The organism is Saccharothrix sp. S26 (genome assembly GCF_021390395.1).
GTDB lineage: Bacteria > Actinomycetota > Actinomycetes > Mycobacteriales > Pseudonocardiaceae > Actinosynnema.
This window is the reverse complement of the sequence record NZ_JAJUWT010000002.1, coordinates 307,781-328,572: the sequence shown is the minus strand read 5'-3', so window position 1 is coordinate 328,572 and position 20,792 is coordinate 307,781. Positions and strand designations below refer to the sequence as shown.

Genomic DNA, 20,792 nt, shown 5'->3' with positions numbered 1-20,792 from the left:
GGACCGGTCGCGGTCACCGGGTCGCGTCGACCAGCACCTTGCGGTCCTCCTCCAGCGCCGCGCCCTCGACGTCGAGCGCGGGCAGGCGGCGCAGCCACTTCGGCAGCCACCACGCCTTCTCGCCCAGCAGGGCCAGCGCGGCGGGCACGAGGACCATCCGGACCACGAACGCGTCCACCAGGATGCCGATGGCCAGCGCGAACGCGATGGACTTCATCGGGCCCTCGCCCGCGGGCACGAAGCCCGCGAACACCGAGAACATGATCAGCGCGGCGGCCACGACCACGGGCGCGGCCTGGCGGAAACCGGTGCCGATCGCGGCCGGCGGCGGCTTGCCGTGGTGGTGCGCCTCGTGCATCCGGGACACCAGGAAGATCTGGTAGTCCATGGCCAGGCCGAACAGGATGCCCACCATCAGGATCGGGGTGAGGCTGAGCAGCGGCCCGGTGCCGTCGAGGTTGACCGCGTCGGCCAGCCACCCCCACTGGAACACCGCGACCGTCGCGCCGAGCGACGCGCCGATGGTGAGCAGGAAGCCCAGCACGCCCACCAGCGGCACCAGGATCGACCGGAACACCAGCACCAGCAGCACCAGGGCCAGGCCCACGACCAGCGCCAGGTAGACCGGCATGGCCTCGTCCAGCGCGACGGCGACGTCCACGCTGACCGCGGTCGCGCCGGTGACGTAGGTCGTCGCGCCGTCCACGTCGGCCAGCCGGGCGCGCAGGTCGGTGACCAGCTGCTCGGTCTCCGCGGTGGCCGGGCCCGACTTCGGGATCACGGTGAGCATCGCGGCCGTGCCGTCGGCGTTGGGCGTCGGGGGCGTGACCAGCGCGACGTCGTCGGCGGTCTGGATGGACGGCACGGCCGACGCGGCGGTCGCGGCGGCGTTCCCGCCCTCGAAAAGCACGACCAGCGGGCCGTTGAAGCCCTCGCCGAAGCCGTCGGTGAGCAGCTTCTCGGCGCGCGCCTGGCTGGAGTCGGCGGGCGGCGCGGCGACCAGCGTCGTCTCCATCGACAGCACCGGCACGGCGATCGCGCCCAGGCCCACCACGGCCAGCAGCAGCGCGACGACCCGGTTGCGGGTGACCGCGCCGATCCAGCCGCGGAAGAAGCCGCGTTCGTGCGCCTCGGCGTCTTCGGGGGTCCTGGCGGGGGTCTCGGTGGAGGTCTCGGCGGGGGCGGTGCGCTGCTTGCGCGGCAGCACGCGGCGGCCGAGGTAGCCGAGCACGGCGGGCACGAGCGTGACGGCGACGAGCACCGCGACCACGATCGTCAACGCGGCGGCGACCCCCATCTGGGTCAGGAACGGGATGCCGACCACGGCCAGGCCGGCCAGCGCGATGACCACGGTCAGGCCCGCGGTCACGACGGCGGAACCCGCGGTGCCCACGGCCGTGCCGATGGCGTCACCCACGTCCCGGCCCCGGCGCAGCTCCTGCCGGTAGCGGTTGATGATGAACAGCGCGTAGTCGATGCCGACCGCCAGGCCGAGCATCGCGGCCAGGATCGGGGTGGTGGACTGCAGGTCCATGAAGCCGGTGGCGATGGTGACGCCCAGCGCGCCGATGCCCACGCCGACCGCGGCGGTCAGCAGGTTCATGCCGGCCAGGACGAGCGAGCCGTAGGTGACCGCGAGGACCAGCAGCGCGATGATCACGCCGATGACCTCGGCGGGGCCGCCGACGTGCGGCGGGGCCTGGGTGGCCTCACCGGTCGCCTCGACGGTCAGCCCGGTCACGCCCCGCGTGGCGTCGAAGAGCGCGGTGCGCTGCTCCTCGGTGACGTCGCCGGGCTCGGCCTCGTAGGTGACCGTGCTGTAGGCGACGTCCTGGGCGGCGTTGACGGTGGGTGCTTTCGGGTCGAGCGGGTTGCTCGCCGACGTGACGCCGGGCAGCGTCCCCAGCTCGCGCACCAGCTCGGCGACCTTGGGCGCGTTCTCGGGCGAGGTCACCCGCTGCCCGTCCGGCGCCCGCACGACCACGCGAGCCGTCGCGCCGCCGCCCGCGCCGAACTCCTCGGAGATCTTGTCCAGGGCCGTGGTGGACTCCTGGCCGGGGATGGAGAACGACCCGGAGGTCGTGCCGGCCAGGGTGCTCGCGCCGAGCGCCGTGCCGCCGAGCACGAGCAGCCACAGCAGGACGACGACCAGGCGGCGGCGGTGCGCGCCGAAGCCGAGTCGGTAGAGCAGACGTGCCATGGGGGTCAGGCCTCCGGGTGGGATGGGTCGCGGTGCCCGAGCGCGTCGAGGCAGGTGGCGATGATGTGCGGCCGCCACGCGGTCTTCTCGCCCGTGTGGTTGGCGGCCAGGCTGAGCACGGCCAGGGCGCTGAGCATGCCGATGACGCGGACCAGCCGTTCGGTGTCGCCGGTGCCCTCACCGGTGCCGAACACGGCGAGCACGTGCTGCGACAACGCGTCCAACCGCTCGCCGTCCACGTCGTCGGCGCCCAGCGAGCTGATCGCCCGGGTCTCCAACGCGATCAACCCGGGCCGGTCCAACGCGAAGTCGACCAACAACTCCACCGCCCGCCGGTCCCGCCGCGGTCCGGCCGGCACCTGTGCCGCCTGGTCGAACAGCGCCCGGCTGTGACTTCGCCCCACGTCCCGCGCGGCCTCGAACAACGCCTGCTTGCTGGGGTAGTGGTGCAACAACCCGGCCTTCGACAACCCGACCGCGTCGGCCAGGTCCTTCAACGACGTGTGATCGAACCCGTGCCGTGCGAACAACCCGGCCACGCGGTCCAGCAACTGGTCGTCGGTCAACGCTCGAGCCATACCTCCACGTTACGCAACAACCAACCGATCCGGTCGGTATCCCGACCGATCCGGTAGGTGCGTTCCATCACTCCCGGATCGCACAGCCCAACCCGTTCGGAACCACGTGCGGGGCCACGACGACAGCGACGACCCCTGACCGTCACGAGGCGCGGCGGACTGGGTCGAGCCGGCGGAGCTCGACGCCGGGGACCGGCCAGGGACCACGAGCGGTCGGTGGCCGGGTGCCACCGCCAGGACCACCGCGAAGGTGGCCGGCCCGCACCCCACCAGACCACCGGTCTTCCTCGAGTGCTTCGGAGGCGCGGTTCCGGGCCGTCGAAGTCGTCCGCGGGGCGGACTCCCACCGGTCATCCGGAGTGGACAGAGCGAAGACCTTGTGGCGCCGAGGTTCCGCGTCCGGCCGACGGACGGCACGTGCCGCGAACCCACCGGATGCAGCAGCGGCGGCTTTGCCGTTCGACCCCACGACGAAGGCCCCTTCGGTCATGATGGGACGCCCGGCCAGTCGGGCGAACGTCGGAGGCCGATGCCCGACAACCACAGAAATAGTGATCTGCGCCACAACGATCGGCCCTACCTGACAGGTGTCAGGTTCGGGGTTAAGCTCATTCCGATGTCCGAACAGCAGAGGCGTGGCCAGTCGACTTCCCGCTTGTCGTTCAGCGAGCGAGGAGCGGTTATCCGTGCCGCGGCGACCGAGGTCTTCGCGGCACAGGGGTACGACCAGGCCTCAATGCGGAAGATCGCGCGCGCTGCCGGCATCACCACGCCGGGGTTGTACGACCACTTCAAGTCCAAGACGGACCTGTACATCAGCGTTGTGCAGCACCATGCCGGGGCCCTGATCAGCCACTGGGCCGACCCGGCGGACGCCACCACGATGGAGGAGCTCTTCCATCGCACCACGGAGGTGTTCTTCAACTGGATCGCCGACAACGAAGCCGGTTGGCGCATCCTCTTTCTCGACAAACCGGCCGATCAGGCCGCGAAGGACGTGCACGACCAGGTCGAACGGATGGCCACCGAGGCGATGGCCATGCTCCTGCACAAGATGCCGCCGCTCGACCTGCCGAGCGAACTCGAACGTGAGCGTGCCACTCGCGCACTCGCGGAGTCGATCCAGGGGGCCGGCAACGCGTTGGTCGCCTGGTGGTGGAAAAACCGGGACGTACCAAAAGAGACGATTGTAAGGTTGAACTCCGAACTCGTGTGGAACGGGCTCAAGAACCTCGTCGATCCCAAGAAGGACCAGACCGACTGAGTTTCCTCGGCGCGCTCCGCTGAAGATCGCTTGGAAAACCGTTCGACGGACGGTGTCTTCAGCGTGCACGAAACATGCGGCTGTTGGGGAGACCGTATGTCTGGGCAGAACGTTTCGCTGATCTTTCCGGGCCAGGGCGCTCAGCACCACGGAATGGGTGTGGGGCTGTACCGCGACGAGCCGGTTTTCCGGGCCGCGATGGACTCGTTCTTCGCGGCGCTCGACACCGACGGTGACCAGTTGAGGGACGAATGGCTCTCGGCTGTTCCCGGTCCGCTCTTCGACGACGCGTCACGGGCGCAACCGCTGCTGTTCGGACTCGGCTACTCGCTGGGTGCGGCGGTCATCGCGCGTGGTGTCACGCCGTCGTCGTTGATCGGGCACAGCGTGGGTGAGCTGGCCGCCGCGGCGGTCGCGAAGGTGTTCGACGTCGGCGACGCCGGCCGCATCATGGCCGGGCGGAGCCGGGCCATGACCAAGACCGTGCCCGGTGGCATGGTCGCGGTCGCCGGCGCGGTCGGTGACGTGGTGCCCCACCTCGTCGGTGACGTGGTGGTCGGGGCCGTCAACACGCCACGTCAGGTGGTGCTGACCGGTCCCGCGGAAGAGCTCCAGGCCGTGGTGCGGGCGTTGACCGCCCACGGGTTCGCATGTCAGCCGGCGCGTGCCCGGCAGGCGTTCCACAGCCCCGTCTGCGCCGGGGCCGCAGTCGAGTTCGAGGCCGCGTTCGACGGTGTGCGGCTGTCCACGCCCGAGATCACCGTCGTGTCGACGAGGACCGGCCTGCCGGTCGGTCCGGAGCAGGCGCGGACGCCCGAGTTCTGGGCCGCGCAGCTCGCCCTGCCCGTCCAGTTCTGGGCGGCGCTCGACACGCTGCTCGCCGTGGACGGCACGCACGTGCTGCTCGAGGCCGGGCCGGGAGGGAGTTGCGCGGCGATGACGCGCAGGCATCCCGCCGTGCGGGAGAAACGCGCGAAGGTCCTCCCCCTCCTGCCCCCAGCGGGCCAGGATCCGGGCTTGGACGTCGATGTCTTCGACAGAACCTTGACGCAGTTGGCGACAGTTCTGCACGTCTGATCAGATCCTGGGGGAAAAATGACTTCGACCGAGGCCCACGATTACGAACGATGGCTCAGGAAGGTCTACAACGAGATCGCGGTGAACTTCGGCAGGGCCGAACCGCGCCGCCGGATGTGGACCTACCTGCTCGGCCTCCCCAGCGCCACCAGCGAGGGCCGGCGCAACGGCAACCAGTTCGGCACCTACGACGGCGAGCAGCGTGCCGACGGCGTGCAGCGACTGTTGACCAGCGCCCAGTGGGACGAGGAGGCCGTCCGCAACGACCTCCGCGCGATGATCACTCGGATCGGCGGTGCTTCCGGCGGAGCGCTCTTCGTCAGCGAGGTGGCGTTCCCGAAGAAGGGCAGCCAGGCGGTCGCCGCGGAGCGCCAGTACTGCGTCGAGACCGAGAAGCACGAGAACTGCCAGATCGGGATAATCCTGTTCTACCTCACGGCGAGCGGCCAGGGGTTCGTGCTCGACCGCGACCTGTACCTGCCCAAGATCTGGGCGGACGACCGGGCGAGGCGTTGGCGCGCGGGCATACCGGACGACGTCGTGTACCGCAGCAAGTCGGTCATCGCGGCCGAGATGGTGGAACGCACGATCCGCGCCGGCATCGTGCCGCGGTGGGTCGGGCACTCGATCCAGTGCCCGGACAAGCAGACGTTCCGGCGGATCATGCAGCGCAACCAGGTCCCGCACGTCATGTCGGTCACGCCGGGCGAGCTCTCCCGGTTACGGCCGGATCGCGCGGACGGTCCCGGTGCGCCGCGGACGGTCGGCGGCACACCGGTGCGGGAGACACTCCTGTGCGGCGGCACCTCGCTGTCCCGGTCGCGGCTGGCGAGCCCGACACCCGAGGGCTTCGGCAACTTCCACGTCGTCGCCTCGGGTGAGGAGCAGGCGCATTACCTCGCGTTCACCAGGCAGGACACCAAACTCGCCGAGATCGCTCCGGTGATCGAGGTGCTGCGCAACTCGCGCGCCTACTGCCGCAAGGCGAAGCAGGAGATCGGGCTCGGCTACTACGAGGTGCGCAGCTGGCGCGGCTGGTACCGGCACATCACGTTGGTGATCGCCGGGTACACGGCGCTGGAGATGGCTCGCGCCGAGTCACAGCTCTCGCTCGTCCACGTGTGACGGAGTCCCAGCACGCCCCTCGTGGCGTGCTGGGAGCTACCAGGCAGGAACCGAACGGACCTCGACCACCGCGCAGGACCACGAGAATCCCGCGCCGGTGCCGACCAGCAGGCACAGCTGGCCCGGCCGGGCCTTGCCCGACGTGACCAGGTGGTCGAGCCCCGCGATCTGGTCCCCCGCACCGAGATGCCCCACCTGCCGGGCCCACGGCCACGTCGACCTGTCCGGGTCGACCCCGAGCCTCCGGAAGAGCCCCAGGTCCAGGCGCCGCCGCCCGAACGCGGGCAACACGAACCAGTCGATCTCGTCGAGCTTCACGCCGGCGTCGGCCAGCGCCTTGTTGACCACCTCGTCCTGACCGGCGTCGACCCTGTCGATCGCGAACTGCATGCCGACGCGCTCGACGAACTGCTGCTTGCGCGTCTCGAGGCTCATCGGCTGCGGTGCCACGTGGGCACCGTCCTCGAACGGGTCCGTGCCGCGGTGCATCTGCTCCAGGTCCGCGTCGGACACCATCGCGAGGGACAGCAGCCGGGCCAGGCCATCCTTCTTGGACAGCAGAACCGCCGTTCCGCCGTCGGCGTAGACCGTGCCGGGATCGGTGTTCCAGCGGTCGAACCCCGGCGGGCAGAACTTGTCGCCCGTCGTCACGAGCACGAGCGCGTCGTCCGCGCACCCCGCTAGGTGGTGCCGGCCCAGGTGGATCGCCGCCATGCCGCCATTCGACATCTGCCGCACGTCGATCGCCGGAGCGCGTCCGCCGACGGACTCGCGCTGCACGAACGACGCCGCGGGCCACATCTCCCGGCCCTGGTAGTACATGTTGGCGTGCAGCACGAGCTCGACCCGGTCCGCACCGCCGCCGTTGCGGGCCAGCGCCTCGCGTGCCGCCCACGCCGCCATCTCCGCGGGCGACTCGTCCCCGGCCACCCTGACCGCCTCGACCTGGCAGCGGCGGAAGCTCTTCTGGTGGAACAGTCCCGCGTGGACGGCGCTCTCGGCGTCGACGGCCGGCGGGAGCCAGACCGCCGTGGCCGCGACGAACACGTCACCGTTCGGCGGCATCGGTCAGCACCTTCCGCTCCCGCCGGGCCCCCGGCTCGTCGTCGATGGACTCGGAGAGGTGGACCTTCGCGTGCAACCGGCGCAGGAAGCCCGGCGCCCACCAGTTCGCCCTGCCCATCATGGACATGAGCGCGGGCACGAGCGCCGACCGGATCAGGGTGGCGTCCATCAGGATCGCCAGCACGATGCCGAGGCCCGCCATCTGGATGATCGACACCTTCGAGGCGATCAGGCCGGCGAACACGATCGCCAGCAGCAGGGCCGCGGAGGTGAACACCGCGCCCGTCTTCTTGATGCCCTCGACGACGGCGAGGTTGTTGTCGCCGGTGCGGTCGTACTCTTCCTTGATCCGCGCCACCAGGAACAACTCGTAGTCCATCGACAACCCGAAGGCGGCGCAGAACATCAGCACCGGCATGGCGTTGTCGAGGTACCCGGACGAGGTGAACCCGAGCAGGCCCTCGAGGTTGCCGTCCTGGAAGCCCCACACCATCACGCCGAACGTGGCGGTGAGGCTCAACAGGTTCAGGAACAGCGCCTTGATCGGCACGACCAGGCTGCCGGTCAGCAGGAACACCAGCACCAGCGTGAAGATCATGATCAGTGCGAGCGCGATCGGCAGCCGCTCGGCGATGACCTGCTTGTTGTCGACCAGCCGGGCGGACTCGCCGCCGACCAACGCGCCGTGCTCCCGGCCTGCCGCGCGGATGCTCCCGACCGCGTCGGCGGCCTCGCCGGAGAAGACCTCGATGTTCGGGCGCAGCAACACCGTCAGGTACGAGGACTTCTCGGTGGACGTGGCCTCGCGGATGCCCGGCACCGGGGTCCCGAGCGCGCCCTTCTCGTAGATGCCCTCGGCACCGCGCACGATGCTGACCTGCGAGATCGAGGAGATCTTCGCGGCCAGCTCGCCGAGCGCCCGCTGGTCGGCCTCGTCGCGGCCGAGGTCCGGCAGGTAGACGCTGACCGGGAAGGCCGTGTTGCCGGAGAAGTTGTCACGGATCTGCCGGCCGACGTCGCGCACCGACGCGTCCTGCGGGAGCACCCTGTCGTCGGACTTGCCGATGGCGATGTGGAAGAACGGCAGGGCGAGCAGCGCCAGGCCGACGACGCCCACCGCCGCGACCGGGAAGCGCCGGCGGATGGTCCAGCGGGACAGGCGTTCCCAGCTGCGCTCGCTGGGGTTGATGGACGGCAGCCGGTGCAGCGAGCCCTTCTCGACGTTGTGCCCGAGCAGCCTGAGCATCGCGGGCAGCACGACCAGGGCGCCGAGCATCGCGACCAGGACCACCGGCACCGCCGCGTACCCGAAGGACCGCAGGAACGGCAGGGGGAACAGCAGCAACGTGCCGAGCGAGAGCGCGACGGTGATGCCGCTGTAGAGCACGGTCCGGCCGGCCGTGCGCATCGTCCGGCTCACCGCGTCGGGAACCGCGTGCCCGTTGGCCAGTTCCTCGCGGTACCGGGTGACCATGAGCAGGCCGTAGTCGATGCCGAGGCCGAGGGCCAGGGCACTGGTCAGGTTCAGCGAGAAGATCGAGACTTCGGTGAACTCGGTGAGCGCGCGCAGCACGAACAGCGTCGCAGCGGCGGACAGCGCGCCCATCGCGATGGGCAGCAGGGCCGCCACGATGCTGCGGAACACGAACAGCAGCAGGATCATGCTGATCGGGATCGCGATCGCCTCGGCGATCAGCATGTCCGCCATGATCTGGTCCTGGATCGCGCGGAACACCTCGGCGTTGCCGCCGATCTGCACCTTCACCGCGCCCTGCCGCGAGTCGTAGCGCTCGTGCATGCCGCGCAGCCACTCGCTCTTGTCGTTCTGCGAGCCGTCGAGTTCGACGATCACGATGGCGGACCTGCCGTCGTTGCTGCGCAGACCGCCCTGCTGCGGGTTCTCCCAGTAGCTGACGACCGACTTGACCGCGCTGTCGTCCTTCAAGTCGGTCGCGACCCGGCTGCCCGCCGCGGCGGCCTCCGGATCATCGACGGAACCGGAGCCCGCCGTCACCAGGAACACGGCGTCCGACTCGCCGACTTTGAAATCCCGCTTCAGCTCGTCGGTCGTCGCCACCGATTCCGTGCCGTTGGCGTCGAATCCACCGCCCGAAAGATGGGGAATGACCCCGACACCTGTGACGAGTGTCACCAGCAGGATTGCGGCGGCGGAGAAGAGGACGACTTTCGATCTCTTTTGCCCAAGATCTTTCACGTGACTCAGCCGCTCCCCTGCCTGGCCTGATCGTGATCAGTAGTCAGTTGACGACGCTACCGGCCACCGCCGCCACGACTCCAGCCCGAAATGCGCTCCCACAGCCATATACGCAGTTAGGTTCCGCGCTTCCCGGAGCGCTTCGCCGACACCGCCACCTTGAGGTTGAACGCGCCCGTCATGATCTTCTCGACAATGCTTCCGGGCGGCGGCAGCAGTTGCAACTGCTGTGCGAGGTCCATGCTGTCCATATAAGCGTCCATCCGGGTGATGAGACCGTTCTCGACGGTGAAGAACTCGGCCATCCGGGCGGTCCACGGCCGACCGTTGGCGCTGAGCCCGTTGAACTTCCCACCGGTGAAGGTGCCGGCCAGGGTGACCTGGACGGCCACCCGCCCGGCGCTGTCGGAGACGATGGCGTCGATCGTCGTCCGCGCGTCGGGAAACGCGCCGTAGAACGACCGCAGGTGCGGGCCGAGCTCGGTCTTGGCCCGCATCTCGCCCTTGAGCGGCAGGAACTCCACGCCGTCGGGGTGCCAGCACGCGAGCACGCCGTCGATGTCGTGCCGGTTGTACGCCTCGTAGAGCCGCTTCACCACGGCGATCGCGGGATCGGTCACGGTGGTCACCCCCTCACCGCCGAGGGAGCGACCGGGCTTTCTGCGGCCGCGCGCACCTGGCGCACACCGGCAGCGAACAGCCACACGAACCCGAGCATCGAGAACAGCAGGAACATCAGCGTGGTCACCAGGAACGACGACCCCAGCAGGTAGATCAGGCAACCGGTGACGAGGCCGCCGAGTCCCGCGGTCACGCCGAGCATGCCGATCCAGCGCGGGTAGAACGCGTCGCGCAGCATCGCGAGCGAGTACAGCGGCATCGCGACGCCGAAGAACAGCGCGTACCACAGACCGAGCATCGCCAGCAGCAGCAACAGGATCAAGTACGCCACCGGGTACGCCGCGGCTTTGCCGGCCTCGTCGGCGGCGACGTAGAAGTCCGCGATGTGCTTGGTGGTGAAGCCGTCGACGCCCATCAGCACGATCATCACGGCGGCCGAGAGGATCGCCGAGCCGTTGGCGTAGCGGACGAGGTCGGGCCGGTCGACGTGCTTGAGCGTCCTGCCGATCGCGAGCATCGCGAACATGTCGAGCACCACCGCGATCGAGATGCCCAGGTGCAGCGGGATCCACAGGTTGCCGGACTCGTGCACCTCCTTCATGAACGGTTCGGTGGGCACGTCCTGGTGCGGGTGCAGCATGTTGACGACGACGGAGAGGACCGTGCCCCCGATCGCGAGCCAGCCGCCCAGCTTCAGCTCACGCGCCGTGATCTTTGACCCAGAAGCAGACACTGTCAGCCTTTCATCCCAGCGTGAGCGGGAGCTTGTCGAGGGAACGGAGGATCGCCGTGTCGCGCCACACCGGTTCACCACCGATGCGGACGTCCGGGAACCTCTTCGCCAGCGCGGAGAACACGATCTCCGCCTCGGTCTTGGCGAGCGCGGCGCCCAGGCAGAAGTGCGGGCCGTGTGCGAACGTCATGTGCCGGTTGGCGTTGGCGCGGGTCAGGTCGAGGCGGTCGGGCTCGGGGAAGACGCCGGGGTCGCGGTTCGACCCGCCGAGCAGCACCACGACCATCTCGCCCTTGCGGATCGTCGTGCCCGCGACGTCGATGTCCTCCATCGCCTTGCGGGCGGTGACCTGCACGGGCGCCTCGTGGCGCAGCAGCTCGTCGACCGCACCGGAGACGATGCCCGGCTCGCGCCGCAACCGCTCGAACTGGTCGCGGTTGGTCAGCAGCGAGTGCACGCCGTTGGCCAGGTGGTTCATGGTCGTCTCGTAGCCGACCGTCACCAGCAGCACGCACATGAAGATGATCTCGAAGCTGTCCGACGCGCGTCCCTCGGCGTGCGCCTGGATCAGCGCGCTGACGAGGTCGTTGCGCGGCTGGTCGAGCCTCGACTCGAGGATGTCGACGAACCGGTTGCTGATCTCCAGCATCGACTCGCCCGCGAGGTTCACCCGCTCGCTCGGCGCGTCCCACTCGAGCAGGCCCGCGAGCGCCCAGCCCTTGTCGTAGAAGAACTTCTGGTCCTCCGGGGTACTCGCGCCGAGGATCTCGGTGACCACCCTGATCGTCATCGGGTAGGCGAGGTCGCTCATGAACTCCATCTCGCCGCGGGTGCCGAGCGAGGCGTCCAGCAGCTCGTTCGCGATCTGCTCGATGCGACCGCGGAAGTTCGTCACGATGCGCGGCGTGAACGTCGTCGAGACGATGCTGCGCAACCGGCGGTGCGCCGGGTCGTCGAGGAAGTAGTAGAAGCCCTGCATGATCTGGTCGACGGTCTCGTTGGCCGCGTGCTGGCGCTCCAGGAAGTTCGACCCCGGCCGCACGTGCCACTTGCTGCTCTTGAGCACCTCGACCACGTCGTCGTAGCGCGGGACGACGTACGCGTTGAAGCCCTCGTGCCAGAAGATCCGGTGGTTCTCCCGCAGCTCCTGGTACTTGGGGTACGGGTTCTTCCGGAACTCCGGGTCGGTCAGGTCGAAGTCGACCGTCTCCACCACCGCGCTCATGATGTCTCCTCCTGCTTCAGGTCCCCTGCCCACACCTCTCCGCCGGACCGCGCTGCGGCCGCGCCTCCCGCGGGTTTGGGCAGCGGGGCGTACTTCGGCCGCCGCATCAGGTACTGGCGTTCGATCTCCATGCCGATCCGCTTCGCGACGATCCCCAGCACCCGCGGCACCGTGAACCGCCGGTCGCGCACCAGGAGCCGAGCCGCCTTGAGCATCAGGCCCGGTGTGAGCACGGCGTACGGGGACGCGCGGTGCGAGAGCACCTCGTCGATGAACATCTGCCGCACCCGGTCGTCCGCCGCGATGCAGCGCAGCATCTCGCGCTCCAAGGGGTCCATGTCGCCCGCCTTCGCGAGGTCCCAGGCGAGCCAGTACATCGGGGTCGCGTCCCGGTCGCGCCACTTCCACCACGCGCGCATGGCCTTGTCCACGGCGGCGGTGTCACGGAAGTCGACCGCGGACAGGTCCGCCGCCATGCGTTCGGCCTGCCGCAACGCGTCCGAGATGCCCTGTCCGACCGTCGGGTCCTTGAAGTGCCCGGAGTCACCGACGAGCGCCCAGCCGGGGCCGGCCGACTCACGGAAGTAGCCGGGCACGTAGGCGGTGCCGACGAGCGAGCTGACGCGCCTGGCCCGGGCCAGGAACGGCCGCAGCGGCACGCACGCGGCCACCGCCTCGTCGTAGCTTTCGGGCAGCCTGCGCTTGAACGCGGCGAAGTGCTCGAGACCGGGTGACACCATGACGGTGAACCTGTCGCTGTCGGACTGGAAGCCGAGCGTCAAGTCGGGGCCGGTGCGGTAGTGGTGCACGGCGGCGGGGCCCTCCTCGACAGCGCCCTCGTAGTCCGCCCAGTACACGAACCGCTGGTTCTCGGTGACGTTGTAGGTGCGGGCGCCGACCAGGTCGCTCACCTTGGAGTTGCGGCCGTCCGCGCCGACCAGCAACGTCGTCGCCACGACCTCGGTGGCGCCCGCCGACTTGAGCTGGACACCGCTGACCCGGCCACCCGCGTCCTTCAGCACGCCGACGAGCGAGGTGCGCAGCCGGACGTCAACGCCCTCCTTCTCGGCGATGTCGACGAGGAACTTGTCCAGGAGGTTGCGGCTGATGCTGATGCCACCGGGCGGCCAGTCCTCGTGCGCCTTGACCACCGAGTCGAGGCTGATCCCGTCGTAGATCGGGCGCATCGCCGTCAGGAACGGCGCCCCGGTGCTCACGAGGTCGTCGAGGATGCCGAGCTTCTGCATGCACCGCACGCCACTGACCTGGATCAGGTGGGTGGACAGCGTGTCGCTCGGGAACTTCACCCGGTCGACGAGCATGACGGACACGCCGGCACGGGCGAGGTGGATGGCGAGCGAGGCGCCCGCGATCCTGGCTCCGACGATGACGACATCCGGGTCATGCGAGGACATTCACGACCACCAACCCGAGAACGGCGAGGCGCAGGGCGAAGAAGCCGTAGTTGCGCTTGTTGCGCCACTGGCCCCGCAGCCCGTTGCGCAGCACGTAGAACTGGAACGCCCAGGCGGGCAGGAGGGCGACTACCGCCCAGTGACTCATGACACCGAACGCGACGGCGCCGATGGTCAGCAGCCACGTGGAGCAGAAGACGACCGCCACGAAGACCTTGTTGCCCCGCACGGAGGTCAGTGCCGCGACCGTCCGCCGCCCGACCTTGCGGTCGTCCTCGGCGTCGGCGCTGTTGGAGCAGATCAGGACCTGCACGAGCCAGGTGCCGAACAGGATCCCCTGCACGACCGCGACCGCGTCGAGCCGCTGCAACGACGCGGCGTACGGCAGCCACACGCTGGCCGCGAGCGTCACGCCGGTCAGGGTTTCGCCGCCACCGACGATCCGGTAGCTGAAGTTGATGCCGGCCGAGTACTGTGCGCCGAGCACCACGACGCCGAGGCCGCCGACGAACGCCCACCATGGCCGGAAGTCGGCCACCACGGCGAACCCGACGATGCAGGCCACGGCGAGCCCCGCGGTGACGAACGCGAAGGTCTGCGCCTGCCGCACGGTGAGGTGCCCGTGCACCAGCGGTTTGACCTGGCTGCGGTTGCGTTCCGGCGCGTAGTTGCGCAGGTCGCTGCCGTCCTTGAAGCCGGTGATGTCGTCGAACGCGTGGGTCGCCCACATGCCGACCGCGATGGCCGCGAAGAACAGCAGGCACAGCAGGCTCGACCGCACGTCGAGCACTCCTGTGCCGATCACCAGCGACCAGGCGAGCACCGGGCCGAGCCAGATCTCGAACAGGCTCGCCTTGCCGAGTCTCGCGAACGCCCCGACCCGTTGCGCCGGGGACAACACGGCTGACGAGGTCGTCATCGTACCGGTCCTTTCCGCAAGAGCATTCCCATGCCCGCACTTGTGCCGGTCCGACGGCGCCTTCCCGGCCTACAGTCGGTCTCGTGAACCAACACCTCCGCGCCGCCGCCGCCGGACTGGCGGGCACCGCCGGCTACACGTTGCTCAGCAGGGCGTTGAAGGCTCGCGCCGCCGACCACCACGAGTCCGTGCAGCCGGTGACGGTCGCCGCCGCGCTCACCACGGGCGCCGAGGTGCGGCCCCGCGGCCCGCTGAACTTCGCGCTGCACTGGGGCTACGGCGCCTGGGGCGGTGTCGCCCGCGGGCTGCTCGAGCGGCGCGGCCTGAGCGGCTGGCGCGCCGAGGCCGCCCACCTCGCCGTGGTCTGGTTGCCGTGGCGGCTGTTGCTGCGCGCCAAGCGCGGGCACCGCACCAGGCCGTCCGCCCTCGCGCTCGACTTCGCCAAGCACTCGGTGTACGTCCTGGTGACCGGCGCGGTGCACCGCGGGATCAGGCAGCGGTGAGGCGGTCCTCGGGGTCGGCATGATCAGCTCGCCGCCTGCTGCGCCCGCGAGATCGTGACGGCCCCGGTCCACCCGTCGACCACGGCGTGCTTGCCGAGGTCGACGTCGGGCACGGAGACCCCTGCCACGAAGGGGATGCCGAGCTCGCGGCAGACGATGGCGACGTGCGAGAGCACGCTGCCGTACTTGCTCACCACGCCGTCGGGCAGCACTGCGAGGACGTAGTTGCCGTCGACGCGGTCCCCGACGACGATGCGGCCCTCTTCACCGTCGCTTTCCCGCACCAGCGTGCCCTCGGCCCAGCCGGGGGCGAGCGCGGTGCCGGTGTCCGCCGCCGTGCGGCGGGGACGCCGTGCCTCGGTCAGGCCGCGGCTCTGGTGGTGCAGGTCGGTCGGGTAGTCGAGCGCGGCCGCCTCGGCGAGCTCCTCGGAGCGCTGGGCGGCGAGCCGCTTGCGCTCCACGGAGCCGGCCGACCGGAGCTCGTGCACGCCGAGCATCGCGGCCTCCTCGGGCTCCGCGCCGAACGCACCGCGGTCGAGCAGGACGCGGGTGCAGTGCAGCGCCCGCAGCCCGATCTCCTTGGACTTCTCCCGCTCCCCCAGCCCGAGGCCCATGAACTTGACCATGCGCTCGTAGACGGGGCCGAGAGCGGTGCCGAACGGCACGCCGACGTGGTCGGGCACGACCTCGGGCCTGGCCTGGGCGGGCTTGGCCCGCAGCAGCGACGCGGCGGACGAGAGGCTGGCCGAACCGAACCGGGCGAACGCCGGGGTCGCATCGGCGACCTCGTAGTTGTTCATCCGGTCGAGGTCCACGGTCAGCGCGCCGGCACCGGCACTGCTGTTCTGACCGTCGTCCTCGCGGTGCGCGCTGGCGCGCAACAGCTCCAGCGCGGTGCCCTCGTCGTACTGCGTCTGCAGGATCCGCTTGGCGGCCGCCGACGCGACGAACGCGACGCAGGTCGTGCGGATGTGCAGCGCCCACGCCGACCGTCCCGCGCGGATGGCCGCCTCGACCGCGACACCGCTCTGCCAGGCGCCGCCGGATTCGACGGCGTCCATCGTGGCCTGCTCGGCGGCGGCGAGGTCGGCGTGCGCGCGGCCGAACGCCTCGGCGTTGGAGGCCAAGAACTTGAGCCCGCCCGCGAGCCTGCTCAGCCGGTGCAACTGGCTCGGGCGCTTCTCCCGCTTCACGTCCGGTGCCGGGCCACCGAGCAGCAACTCCCAGATGTCCTCGGGAGCCACCAGCGGCAGTTCGTCCGCGAGCCGCTCGACCGTCGTCATGTTGAAGAACGGTCGGAAGCCGAAGTAGCTCACGAAGTGCGGACGCGCGCCGCGGGGGCGTTCGCGGCCGAACTTGTCGGCAGCGGCGCGGAAGCCCTGCTCCATGCCCGCGCCGATGATCGACCAGGTGAGCGGTGACAGCAGTTCCGGAGCGACCTCGCGGAAGTTGTGGCCGCTGTGCACCGAGTTGCGGTCGGTGAACGGCGTGTCGAGCGAGAAGCTCGGAAGAGTGGTCACGGCAGACGCTCCCGCAGTCGAGAGAATTCGTAGTCGAGCGCCTCCACGAGGTAGCTCCTGTCGGCGGGTGCGGTGACCCTGCCCGTCTCGAGCAACTCGTCGAGGCAGCGCAGCTCGAGGTCCCACACGGCGTTGCAGTAGTCGAAGACCTCGCGCTCCATCGGCAGGTCGAGCCAGCTCGGCCGGACGATCGCGCCGATGGCGCGGGCGAGCCTCGCGCTGCGGATCCGCTTGGCCCGCACGCCGAACCTCGCGTTGATCAGGTCGAAGATCTCCGCGTAGGTCGGCGACTTGGGGTCGACCGCCCACACCGACGACCCACCGGTGCCGAACCGCACCCGGTCCACGATCACCTGGGTCGCGAAGTCCAGCGGGCACGACCAGTAGCGGTTGGACCCGACCACCGGCAGCGGCCAGCCGCCCGCGAGCAGCCGCAGCAGTTCGAACAACGCCTGCGGTGGCGCCGAGCGGTCCGCACCGTCCTGCGTGGCGACGACGTGGCCGGCGCGCACGATGTCGACCGGCAGGCCGGACGCCTTCGCGAGCTTCTCGCCGTGCAGCTTCGCCCACTCGTAGAAGTTGCGGTGCCGCATGGTGTCCGGGATCAGGTCGCTGCGCAGCCGCTGCTTCACGTCACCGACGGCGAGCAGGCTGGACACCAGCACGACGTTGCGCAGGTTCGGGCACGCCTGGGCGAACCTCAGCACGCCACGCAGCGGTACTACGTGCTCCGCCTGGGCGTCCGACAGCGAGATCGACAGGTTGAACCCGCCGGTCGCGACGACGATCGAGGTGACCTCGGCGGCGAGCGACGAGGCCTCGTCCTCGGCCAAGCCGAGACCGGCCCGGCGCGCGTCACCCACGTGCACCTTGGCGTAGGACTCGATGTGCGGGGCCGGCCTGCGCACGAGGCCGTGCACCTCGAGGTCGTGGCCGGCCGCGGACTCGGCGAGCGCCGATCCGAGGTGGCCACCGGCTCCAACGATCAGGACGCTCATGCAGGCCACCCCGCGTAGTAACTGCCGATCTTCGGCGGATCGTCGTGCAGCGGCATGCCCAGCGTCTTCACCAGGCTGCGCACGGAGACCTCGCGGCCCAGGCCCGTTCCGGTGTAGACGGTCCGGGAGGCGAAGTACCGCAGGCCGATCACCGCGGCGTTGCGCGGGTGCTCGTCGAGCCGGTCCGCCTGCAGCGAGATCGCCTTGAGCCAGTTCGGGGGCATCCGCACCGGGCGCGGGAACGACTGCGGTTCGCGTTGCGCCGCGACCGACGCCTCGCGGATGAACGACTCGACGAACGGCGCGGCCGCCGCCTGCCCGATGTTGTGCACGTCGACCAGGTCCTGCTGGGTGCCGTCGACGAGCTCGACGAGCCTCGCGGCGACGAGGTCGCGCGGGCAGACGTCGAGGCGGGCACCCGTGCTGTACGGCAGGACCTTGAACCAGCCGCTGGTGATCAGCCTGGCGAGCGGGACCTTCTTGGCACCGCTGCCACCCTCGCCGGACACGGGGTCGAGGTCGCCGGACAGCGCGGGGATGCGCGCGATCACCGACGGCACGTCGTACTTGCGTGCGGCGCGGGCCACGGCCCACTCGCCGCGCAGCTTGCTGCGCTCGTACTTGGTGAGCTTCTCCTTCTCCTCCAGGAGGACCTCGCCGACCTCGTCGCCGGACTCGTAGCCGACGTAGAGCGAACCGGCGTGCACGAGCTTCGCGCCGAGCCTGCGGGCCAGTTCCGCACCCTGCTCCGCGCCGTCAATGTTGATCTTGGCGAGTCGCGACCACGGTGCCGACCACGCCACGTCGCCCGCGACGTTGAGCACGACGCGCACACGTCCGCGCAGGTCGTCGACCTGGCGATCGGTCAGGCCCCAGTTCGGCAGCCTCAGGTCCCCCTCCACCGCCTCGACCTCGGCGCCGCTGCGGCGGGCGAGGGACCGGCCGCGCTGCTCGAAGTCCCGGCCGCGGATCACCGCGACGACGGGCTCGCGCAGCCTGCGGAGCACCGCCAGGCCGAGGAAGCCGGTGCCCCCGGACATCAGTACGGTCATTGCGCTGCCTCCAAAGCAACGAACTTCACGATGCTCTCCCGCTTGGCGAGCCTCGCGAGGGTGGTGCCCGGACCCGCGTCCCACAGCTGTTCGACACCGAGTCCCCGCACCGTCCGCGTCGCGTCCAGCCAGCGGACGGGCAGCAGGAGCGCGCGGATGACGAGCTCCCGGATCAGAGCGGGGTCGTCGTGCACCTGCCCGTCCACCGAGGACACGAACGGGACGCTCGGCGCCCGGAACTCGACGGCCTCGACCGCTTCGCGCCACCGCGGGATGGCGCCGTGCATGAGCGGGCTGTGGAACGAGCCGCCGATCGGCAGCACCTCCACGAGGGCGCCGATCTCCTTGGCCACCTCGACGCACGCCTCGACCGCGGCCACGTCACCGGACAGCACGGTCTGTCGACTGCCGTTCAGGCCGGCGATCTCGATCACACCGCCGGAGCGCGCCACGGCCTGCCGGCGCAACCACTCCACGCCAGTGACGTCGGTGCCCATCACCGCGATCATGGAGCCGCGGCGCTCGGCCTGCTGCGCGTGGCAGATCTCGCCGCGTCGCTGCGCGAGCACGAAACCGTCGTGCGGGTCGAGCACGCCGGCGAACGCCGCGGCGGTGAGCTCACCCAGGCTGTGGCCGAGCACGACGGGCACGCCGGCGGTGCCGAAAGCCGCCTCGGCCGAGGCGATTCCGGCCGCGTAGGTCGCGGGCTGCGACACCGACGTGTCGCCGAGGTCGAGCGACTCCGGGTCGGTGGCACCCAGGAACTCCGCCACCAGCGGGTGCGCGCGGTGCTCGCGCAGCGCGGCGACCGTGGCGTCCTTCTTGTTGCCCTGTCCGGGGAAGGCGATGCCGGGGATCATGAGATCGACAGCCCTCCGTCGATGGAGAGCACCTGGCCGGTCATGTAACCGGCGTCGAGGAGCAGGCCGACGCCCTCGGCGATCTCGTCCGGCGTGCCGAAGCGGCGCACCGCGGTGCGGTCGAGGAAACCCTGGCGGATCGCGTCCGGGACCTCGTCGGTCAGCCTGGTCTCCATGAAACCGGGCGACAACGCGTTCACCGTGACGTTGCGCTTGCCGCACTCGAGCGCGAGCGACCGGGTGAAACCGATGACGCCCGCCTTCGACGCGGAGTACGCGGTCTGGCCGCGGCTGCCGATGATCCCCGCGGGGGAGACGACGTTGATGATCCGGCCCCAGCGCCGGCTGAGCATGCCGGCGACGACGGCGCGGCACGTGTGGAACGTGCCGATCAGGTTCGTCTGGATGGTCGCCTGCCAGTCTTCGACGGACTGCGTCGCCATCAGGCCGTCCCGCCGGATCGCGCCGGAGTTCACCAGCACCGACACCCCACCGAGCTCCGCGGTGACCTGCTCGTTCATCACGCGCACGGAGTCCCAGTCGCCGACGTCCGCGCGGACCACGGTGGACGGGTTCGTCAGGTCGGCCTGCACCTTGCGGGCGCCGTCCTCGTTGCCCGAGTAGTGCAGCGCGACCCGGAAGCCCCTGGCGTCCAGCAGTTTCGCGATCGAGGCGCCCAGCGCGCCGGACGCTCCGGTGACGAGTGCGACGTCCTTGCTCACGTCGTCCCGCCCACCAACGCGGTCCGGGTGGCCGCGATGTAGTCCTGCATCGCGGCCAGCGCCGTCGTGCCGGCGGGGTGGTTCGCGGCCGAGCGCACGAGCTGACCGGCCTTCCTGGTGCCGTCGCCCTTGGCCAGCACGACCGCCGCCGCGGACGAGTCACCCTCGTGCGCGAGGAGGTGGTGCTCGCCGTCGGGCATGTCGTACGCGACGACCATGGCCACGTCCGCGGTGCCGTCCGCGATCGTCGAGATCGCCACCGAGGTGATCATCGACAATGAGTCGGCCCCGCCGATGTAGTGCATGCACGGACCGCGGAACCCGGTGGTGATCGCGATGTTGCAGATCGGGTTGTTCGGCATGCGCCGCAACCAGTCCGTCGGGTTCGCCGGGTGCGTGTAGAAGTGGCTGAGCCGCTCGACGCGGTCCTCGGACTCCACCTCGGCGTAGTCCGGCACCGGCACCGACGGGTCCCAGCTGCTCACCGTGAAGAGGGCGAACCGCTCCGGGTCACCCTGGCCGAAGCGCCTGTTCAGCTCGACGGCGGCCACGTACGGCGCGTAGAACGTCCGGTCCAGCAACCGCCGGACCGGTCGCTGGCCCACCTTCTTCGAGTATTCGACGAGATCTTCCGGCAGTTCGTCGGCACCGAGTGCGGCGACGACCGAGAAGTCGTCCGCATTTGCGATTTCACGCACGC

Annotated in this window: 19 protein-coding genes; 4 read left to right on the top strand and 15 right to left on the bottom strand. The window is 70.1% G+C overall.

Features of this window, described 5'->3' with window-relative positions:
• Positions 1 to 13 precede the first annotated feature (13 nt).
• Together LZG04_RS04015 and LZG04_RS04010 are read right to left on the bottom strand one after the other, a co-directional pair.
• Complete coding sequence (locus tag LZG04_RS04015; RefSeq protein ID WP_233813205.1) at positions 14 to 2,200, bottom strand: MMPL family transporter; 2,187 nt, start codon at positions 2,198 to 2,200, stop codon at positions 14 to 16.
• A gap of 5 nt (positions 2,201 to 2,205) precedes the next feature.
• On the bottom strand, positions 2,206 to 2,778 hold the full coding sequence (locus LZG04_RS04010; RefSeq protein WP_233813203.1) for a TetR/AcrR family transcriptional regulator: 573 nt from the start codon (positions 2,776 to 2,778) through the stop codon (positions 2,206 to 2,208).
• Between the two features lie 616 nt (positions 2,779 to 3,394).
• Between LZG04_RS04010 and LZG04_RS04005 the strand changes: the two genes are divergently transcribed.
• The 3 genes from LZG04_RS04005 to LZG04_RS03995 all read left to right on the top strand — a co-directional run bounded on the left by LZG04_RS04005 (position 3,395) and on the right by LZG04_RS03995 (position 6,244).
• Positions 3,395 to 4,042, top strand: coding sequence for a TetR/AcrR family transcriptional regulator (locus LZG04_RS04005; protein WP_233813201.1), 648 nt, complete (start codon positions 3,395 to 3,397; stop codon positions 4,040 to 4,042).
• A gap of 96 nt (positions 4,043 to 4,138) precedes the next feature.
• Positions 4,139 to 5,119, top strand: a complete 981-nt coding sequence (locus LZG04_RS04000; RefSeq protein ID WP_267934848.1) for an acyltransferase domain-containing protein — start codon at positions 4,139 to 4,141, stop codon at positions 5,117 to 5,119.
• Positions 5,120 to 5,137: 18 nt separating this feature from the next.
• Complete coding sequence (locus LZG04_RS03995; RefSeq protein WP_233813197.1) at positions 5,138 to 6,244, top strand: transposase; 1,107 nt, start codon at positions 5,138 to 5,140, stop codon at positions 6,242 to 6,244.
• Between the two features lie 36 nt (positions 6,245 to 6,280).
• Here LZG04_RS03995 and LZG04_RS03990 read toward each other — a convergent pair whose 3' ends face one another.
• The 7 genes from LZG04_RS03990 to LZG04_RS03960 all read right to left on the bottom strand — a co-directional run bounded on the left by LZG04_RS03990 (position 6,281) and on the right by LZG04_RS03960 (position 14,437).
• Complete coding sequence (locus LZG04_RS03990) at positions 6,281 to 7,309, bottom strand: ketoacyl-ACP synthase III family protein (RefSeq protein ID WP_233813195.1); 1,029 nt, start codon at positions 7,307 to 7,309, stop codon at positions 6,281 to 6,283.
• Complete coding sequence (locus tag LZG04_RS03985; RefSeq protein ID WP_308198938.1) at positions 7,293 to 9,461, bottom strand: MMPL family transporter; 2,169 nt, start codon at positions 9,459 to 9,461, stop codon at positions 7,293 to 7,295. The genes LZG04_RS03990 and LZG04_RS03985 overlap by 17 nt, the downstream gene beginning before the upstream one ends.
• A gap of 179 nt (positions 9,462 to 9,640) precedes the next feature.
• Positions 9,641 to 10,144 (bottom strand): nuclear transport factor 2 family protein, encoded by a 504-nt coding sequence (locus LZG04_RS03980; RefSeq protein ID WP_233813191.1) that lies wholly within the window; start codon positions 10,142 to 10,144, stop codon positions 9,641 to 9,643.
• Between the two features lie 5 nt (positions 10,145 to 10,149).
• A complete protein-coding gene (locus LZG04_RS03975) occupies positions 10,150 to 10,878 on the bottom strand; it encodes a DUF4386 family protein (protein ID WP_233813189.1) in 729 nt (242 codons plus the stop codon).
• Positions 10,879 to 10,888: 10 nt separating this feature from the next.
• The gene (locus LZG04_RS03970) at positions 10,889 to 12,103 is read right to left on the bottom strand and encodes a cytochrome P450 (protein WP_233813188.1); all 1,215 of its coding nucleotides are present in this window, start codon (positions 12,101 to 12,103) and stop codon (positions 10,889 to 10,891) included.
• On the bottom strand, positions 12,100 to 13,518 hold the full coding sequence (locus LZG04_RS03965; protein WP_233813186.1) for an NAD(P)/FAD-dependent oxidoreductase: 1,419 nt from the start codon (positions 13,516 to 13,518) through the stop codon (positions 12,100 to 12,102). Before LZG04_RS03965 ends, LZG04_RS03970 begins: the two co-directional genes overlap by 4 nt.
• Positions 13,505 to 14,437: a prenyltransferase gene (locus tag LZG04_RS03960; RefSeq protein WP_233813183.1), complete on the bottom strand. Its 933-nt coding sequence runs from the start codon at positions 14,435 to 14,437 to the stop codon at positions 13,505 to 13,507. Before LZG04_RS03960 ends, LZG04_RS03965 begins: the two co-directional genes overlap by 14 nt.
• 83 nt (positions 14,438 to 14,520) lie before the next feature.
• On the opposite strand from LZG04_RS03960, the gene LZG04_RS03955 reads away from it, so the two are divergent.
• Entirely contained in the window at positions 14,521 to 14,940 is a 420-nt protein-coding gene (locus LZG04_RS03955) for a hypothetical protein (protein WP_233813181.1), read from the top strand.
• 23 nt (positions 14,941 to 14,963) lie between these two features.
• On the opposite strand, the gene LZG04_RS42325 is transcribed toward LZG04_RS03955, so the two are convergent.
• The 6 genes from LZG04_RS42325 to LZG04_RS03925 are packed head-to-tail and all read right to left on the bottom strand — an operon-like array spanning position 14,964 to position 20,790.
• Entirely contained in the window at positions 14,964 to 16,460 is a 1,497-nt protein-coding gene (locus LZG04_RS42325; protein ID WP_233813179.1) for a PEP-utilizing enzyme, read from the bottom strand.
• A complete protein-coding gene (locus LZG04_RS03945; protein ID WP_233813176.1) occupies positions 16,457 to 17,458 on the bottom strand; it encodes an NAD(P)-dependent oxidoreductase in 1,002 nt (333 codons plus the stop codon). The genes LZG04_RS42325 and LZG04_RS03945 overlap by 4 nt, the downstream gene beginning before the upstream one ends.
• Positions 17,455 to 18,510 carry an SDR family oxidoreductase gene (locus LZG04_RS03940; protein WP_233813174.1) on the bottom strand — a complete coding sequence of 352 codons (1,056 nt, stop codon included), beginning with the start codon at positions 18,508 to 18,510 and terminating at the stop codon, positions 17,455 to 17,457. Before LZG04_RS03940 ends, LZG04_RS03945 begins: the two co-directional genes overlap by 4 nt.
• The gene (locus tag LZG04_RS03935; protein ID WP_233813171.1) at positions 18,507 to 19,370 is read right to left on the bottom strand and encodes an ACP S-malonyltransferase; all 864 of its coding nucleotides are present in this window, start codon (positions 19,368 to 19,370) and stop codon (positions 18,507 to 18,509) included. Before LZG04_RS03935 ends, LZG04_RS03940 begins: the two co-directional genes overlap by 4 nt.
• Positions 19,367 to 20,092, bottom strand: coding sequence for a 3-oxoacyl-ACP reductase family protein (locus LZG04_RS03930; protein WP_233813169.1), 726 nt, complete (start codon positions 20,090 to 20,092; stop codon positions 19,367 to 19,369). The genes LZG04_RS03935 and LZG04_RS03930 overlap by 4 nt, the downstream gene beginning before the upstream one ends.
• Entirely contained in the window at positions 20,089 to 20,790 is a 702-nt protein-coding gene (locus tag LZG04_RS03925; protein ID WP_233813167.1) for a hypothetical protein, read from the bottom strand. The genes LZG04_RS03930 and LZG04_RS03925 overlap by 4 nt, the downstream gene beginning before the upstream one ends.
• Between the last annotated feature and the right edge of the window lie 2 nt (positions 20,791 to 20,792).

Excerpts from the sequence above, each read along its gene's own strand:
- LZG04_RS03945 (WP_233813176.1), bottom strand. The coding sequence starts at position 17,458 with ATGAGCGTCCTGATCGTTGGAGCCGGTGGCCACCTCGGATCGGCGCTC.
- LZG04_RS03990 (WP_233813195.1), bottom strand. The coding sequence starts at position 7,309 with ATGCCGCCGAACGGTGACGTGTTCGTCGCGGCCACGGCGGTCTGGCTC.
- LZG04_RS03995 (WP_233813197.1), top strand. The coding sequence starts at position 5,138 with ATGACTTCGACCGAGGCCCACGATTACGAACGATGGCTCAGGAAGGTC.
- LZG04_RS04005 (WP_233813201.1), top strand. The coding sequence starts at position 3,395 with ATGTCCGAACAGCAGAGGCGTGGCCAGTCGACTTCCCGCTTGTCGTTC.
- LZG04_RS04015 (WP_233813205.1), bottom strand. The coding sequence starts at position 2,200 with ATGGCACGTCTGCTCTACCGACTCGGCTTCGGCGCGCACCGCCGCCGC.
- LZG04_RS03965 (WP_233813186.1), bottom strand. The coding sequence starts at position 13,518 with ATGTCCTCGCATGACCCGGATGTCGTCATCGTCGGAGCCAGGATCGCG.
- LZG04_RS03935 (WP_233813171.1), bottom strand. The coding sequence starts at position 19,370 with ATGATCCCCGGCATCGCCTTCCCCGGACAGGGCAACAAGAAGGACGCC.
- LZG04_RS04010 (WP_233813203.1), bottom strand. The coding sequence starts at position 2,778 with ATGGCTCGAGCGTTGACCGACGACCAGTTGCTGGACCGCGTGGCCGGG.
- LZG04_RS04000 (WP_267934848.1), top strand. The coding sequence starts at position 4,139 with ATGTCTGGGCAGAACGTTTCGCTGATCTTTCCGGGCCAGGGCGCTCAG.
- LZG04_RS03960 (WP_233813183.1), bottom strand. The coding sequence starts at position 14,437 with ATGACGACCTCGTCAGCCGTGTTGTCCCCGGCGCAACGGGTCGGGGCG.
- LZG04_RS03970 (WP_233813188.1), bottom strand. The coding sequence starts at position 12,103 with ATGAGCGCGGTGGTGGAGACGGTCGACTTCGACCTGACCGACCCGGAG.
- LZG04_RS03940 (WP_233813174.1), bottom strand. The coding sequence starts at position 18,510 with ATGACCGTACTGATGTCCGGGGGCACCGGCTTCCTCGGCCTGGCGGTG.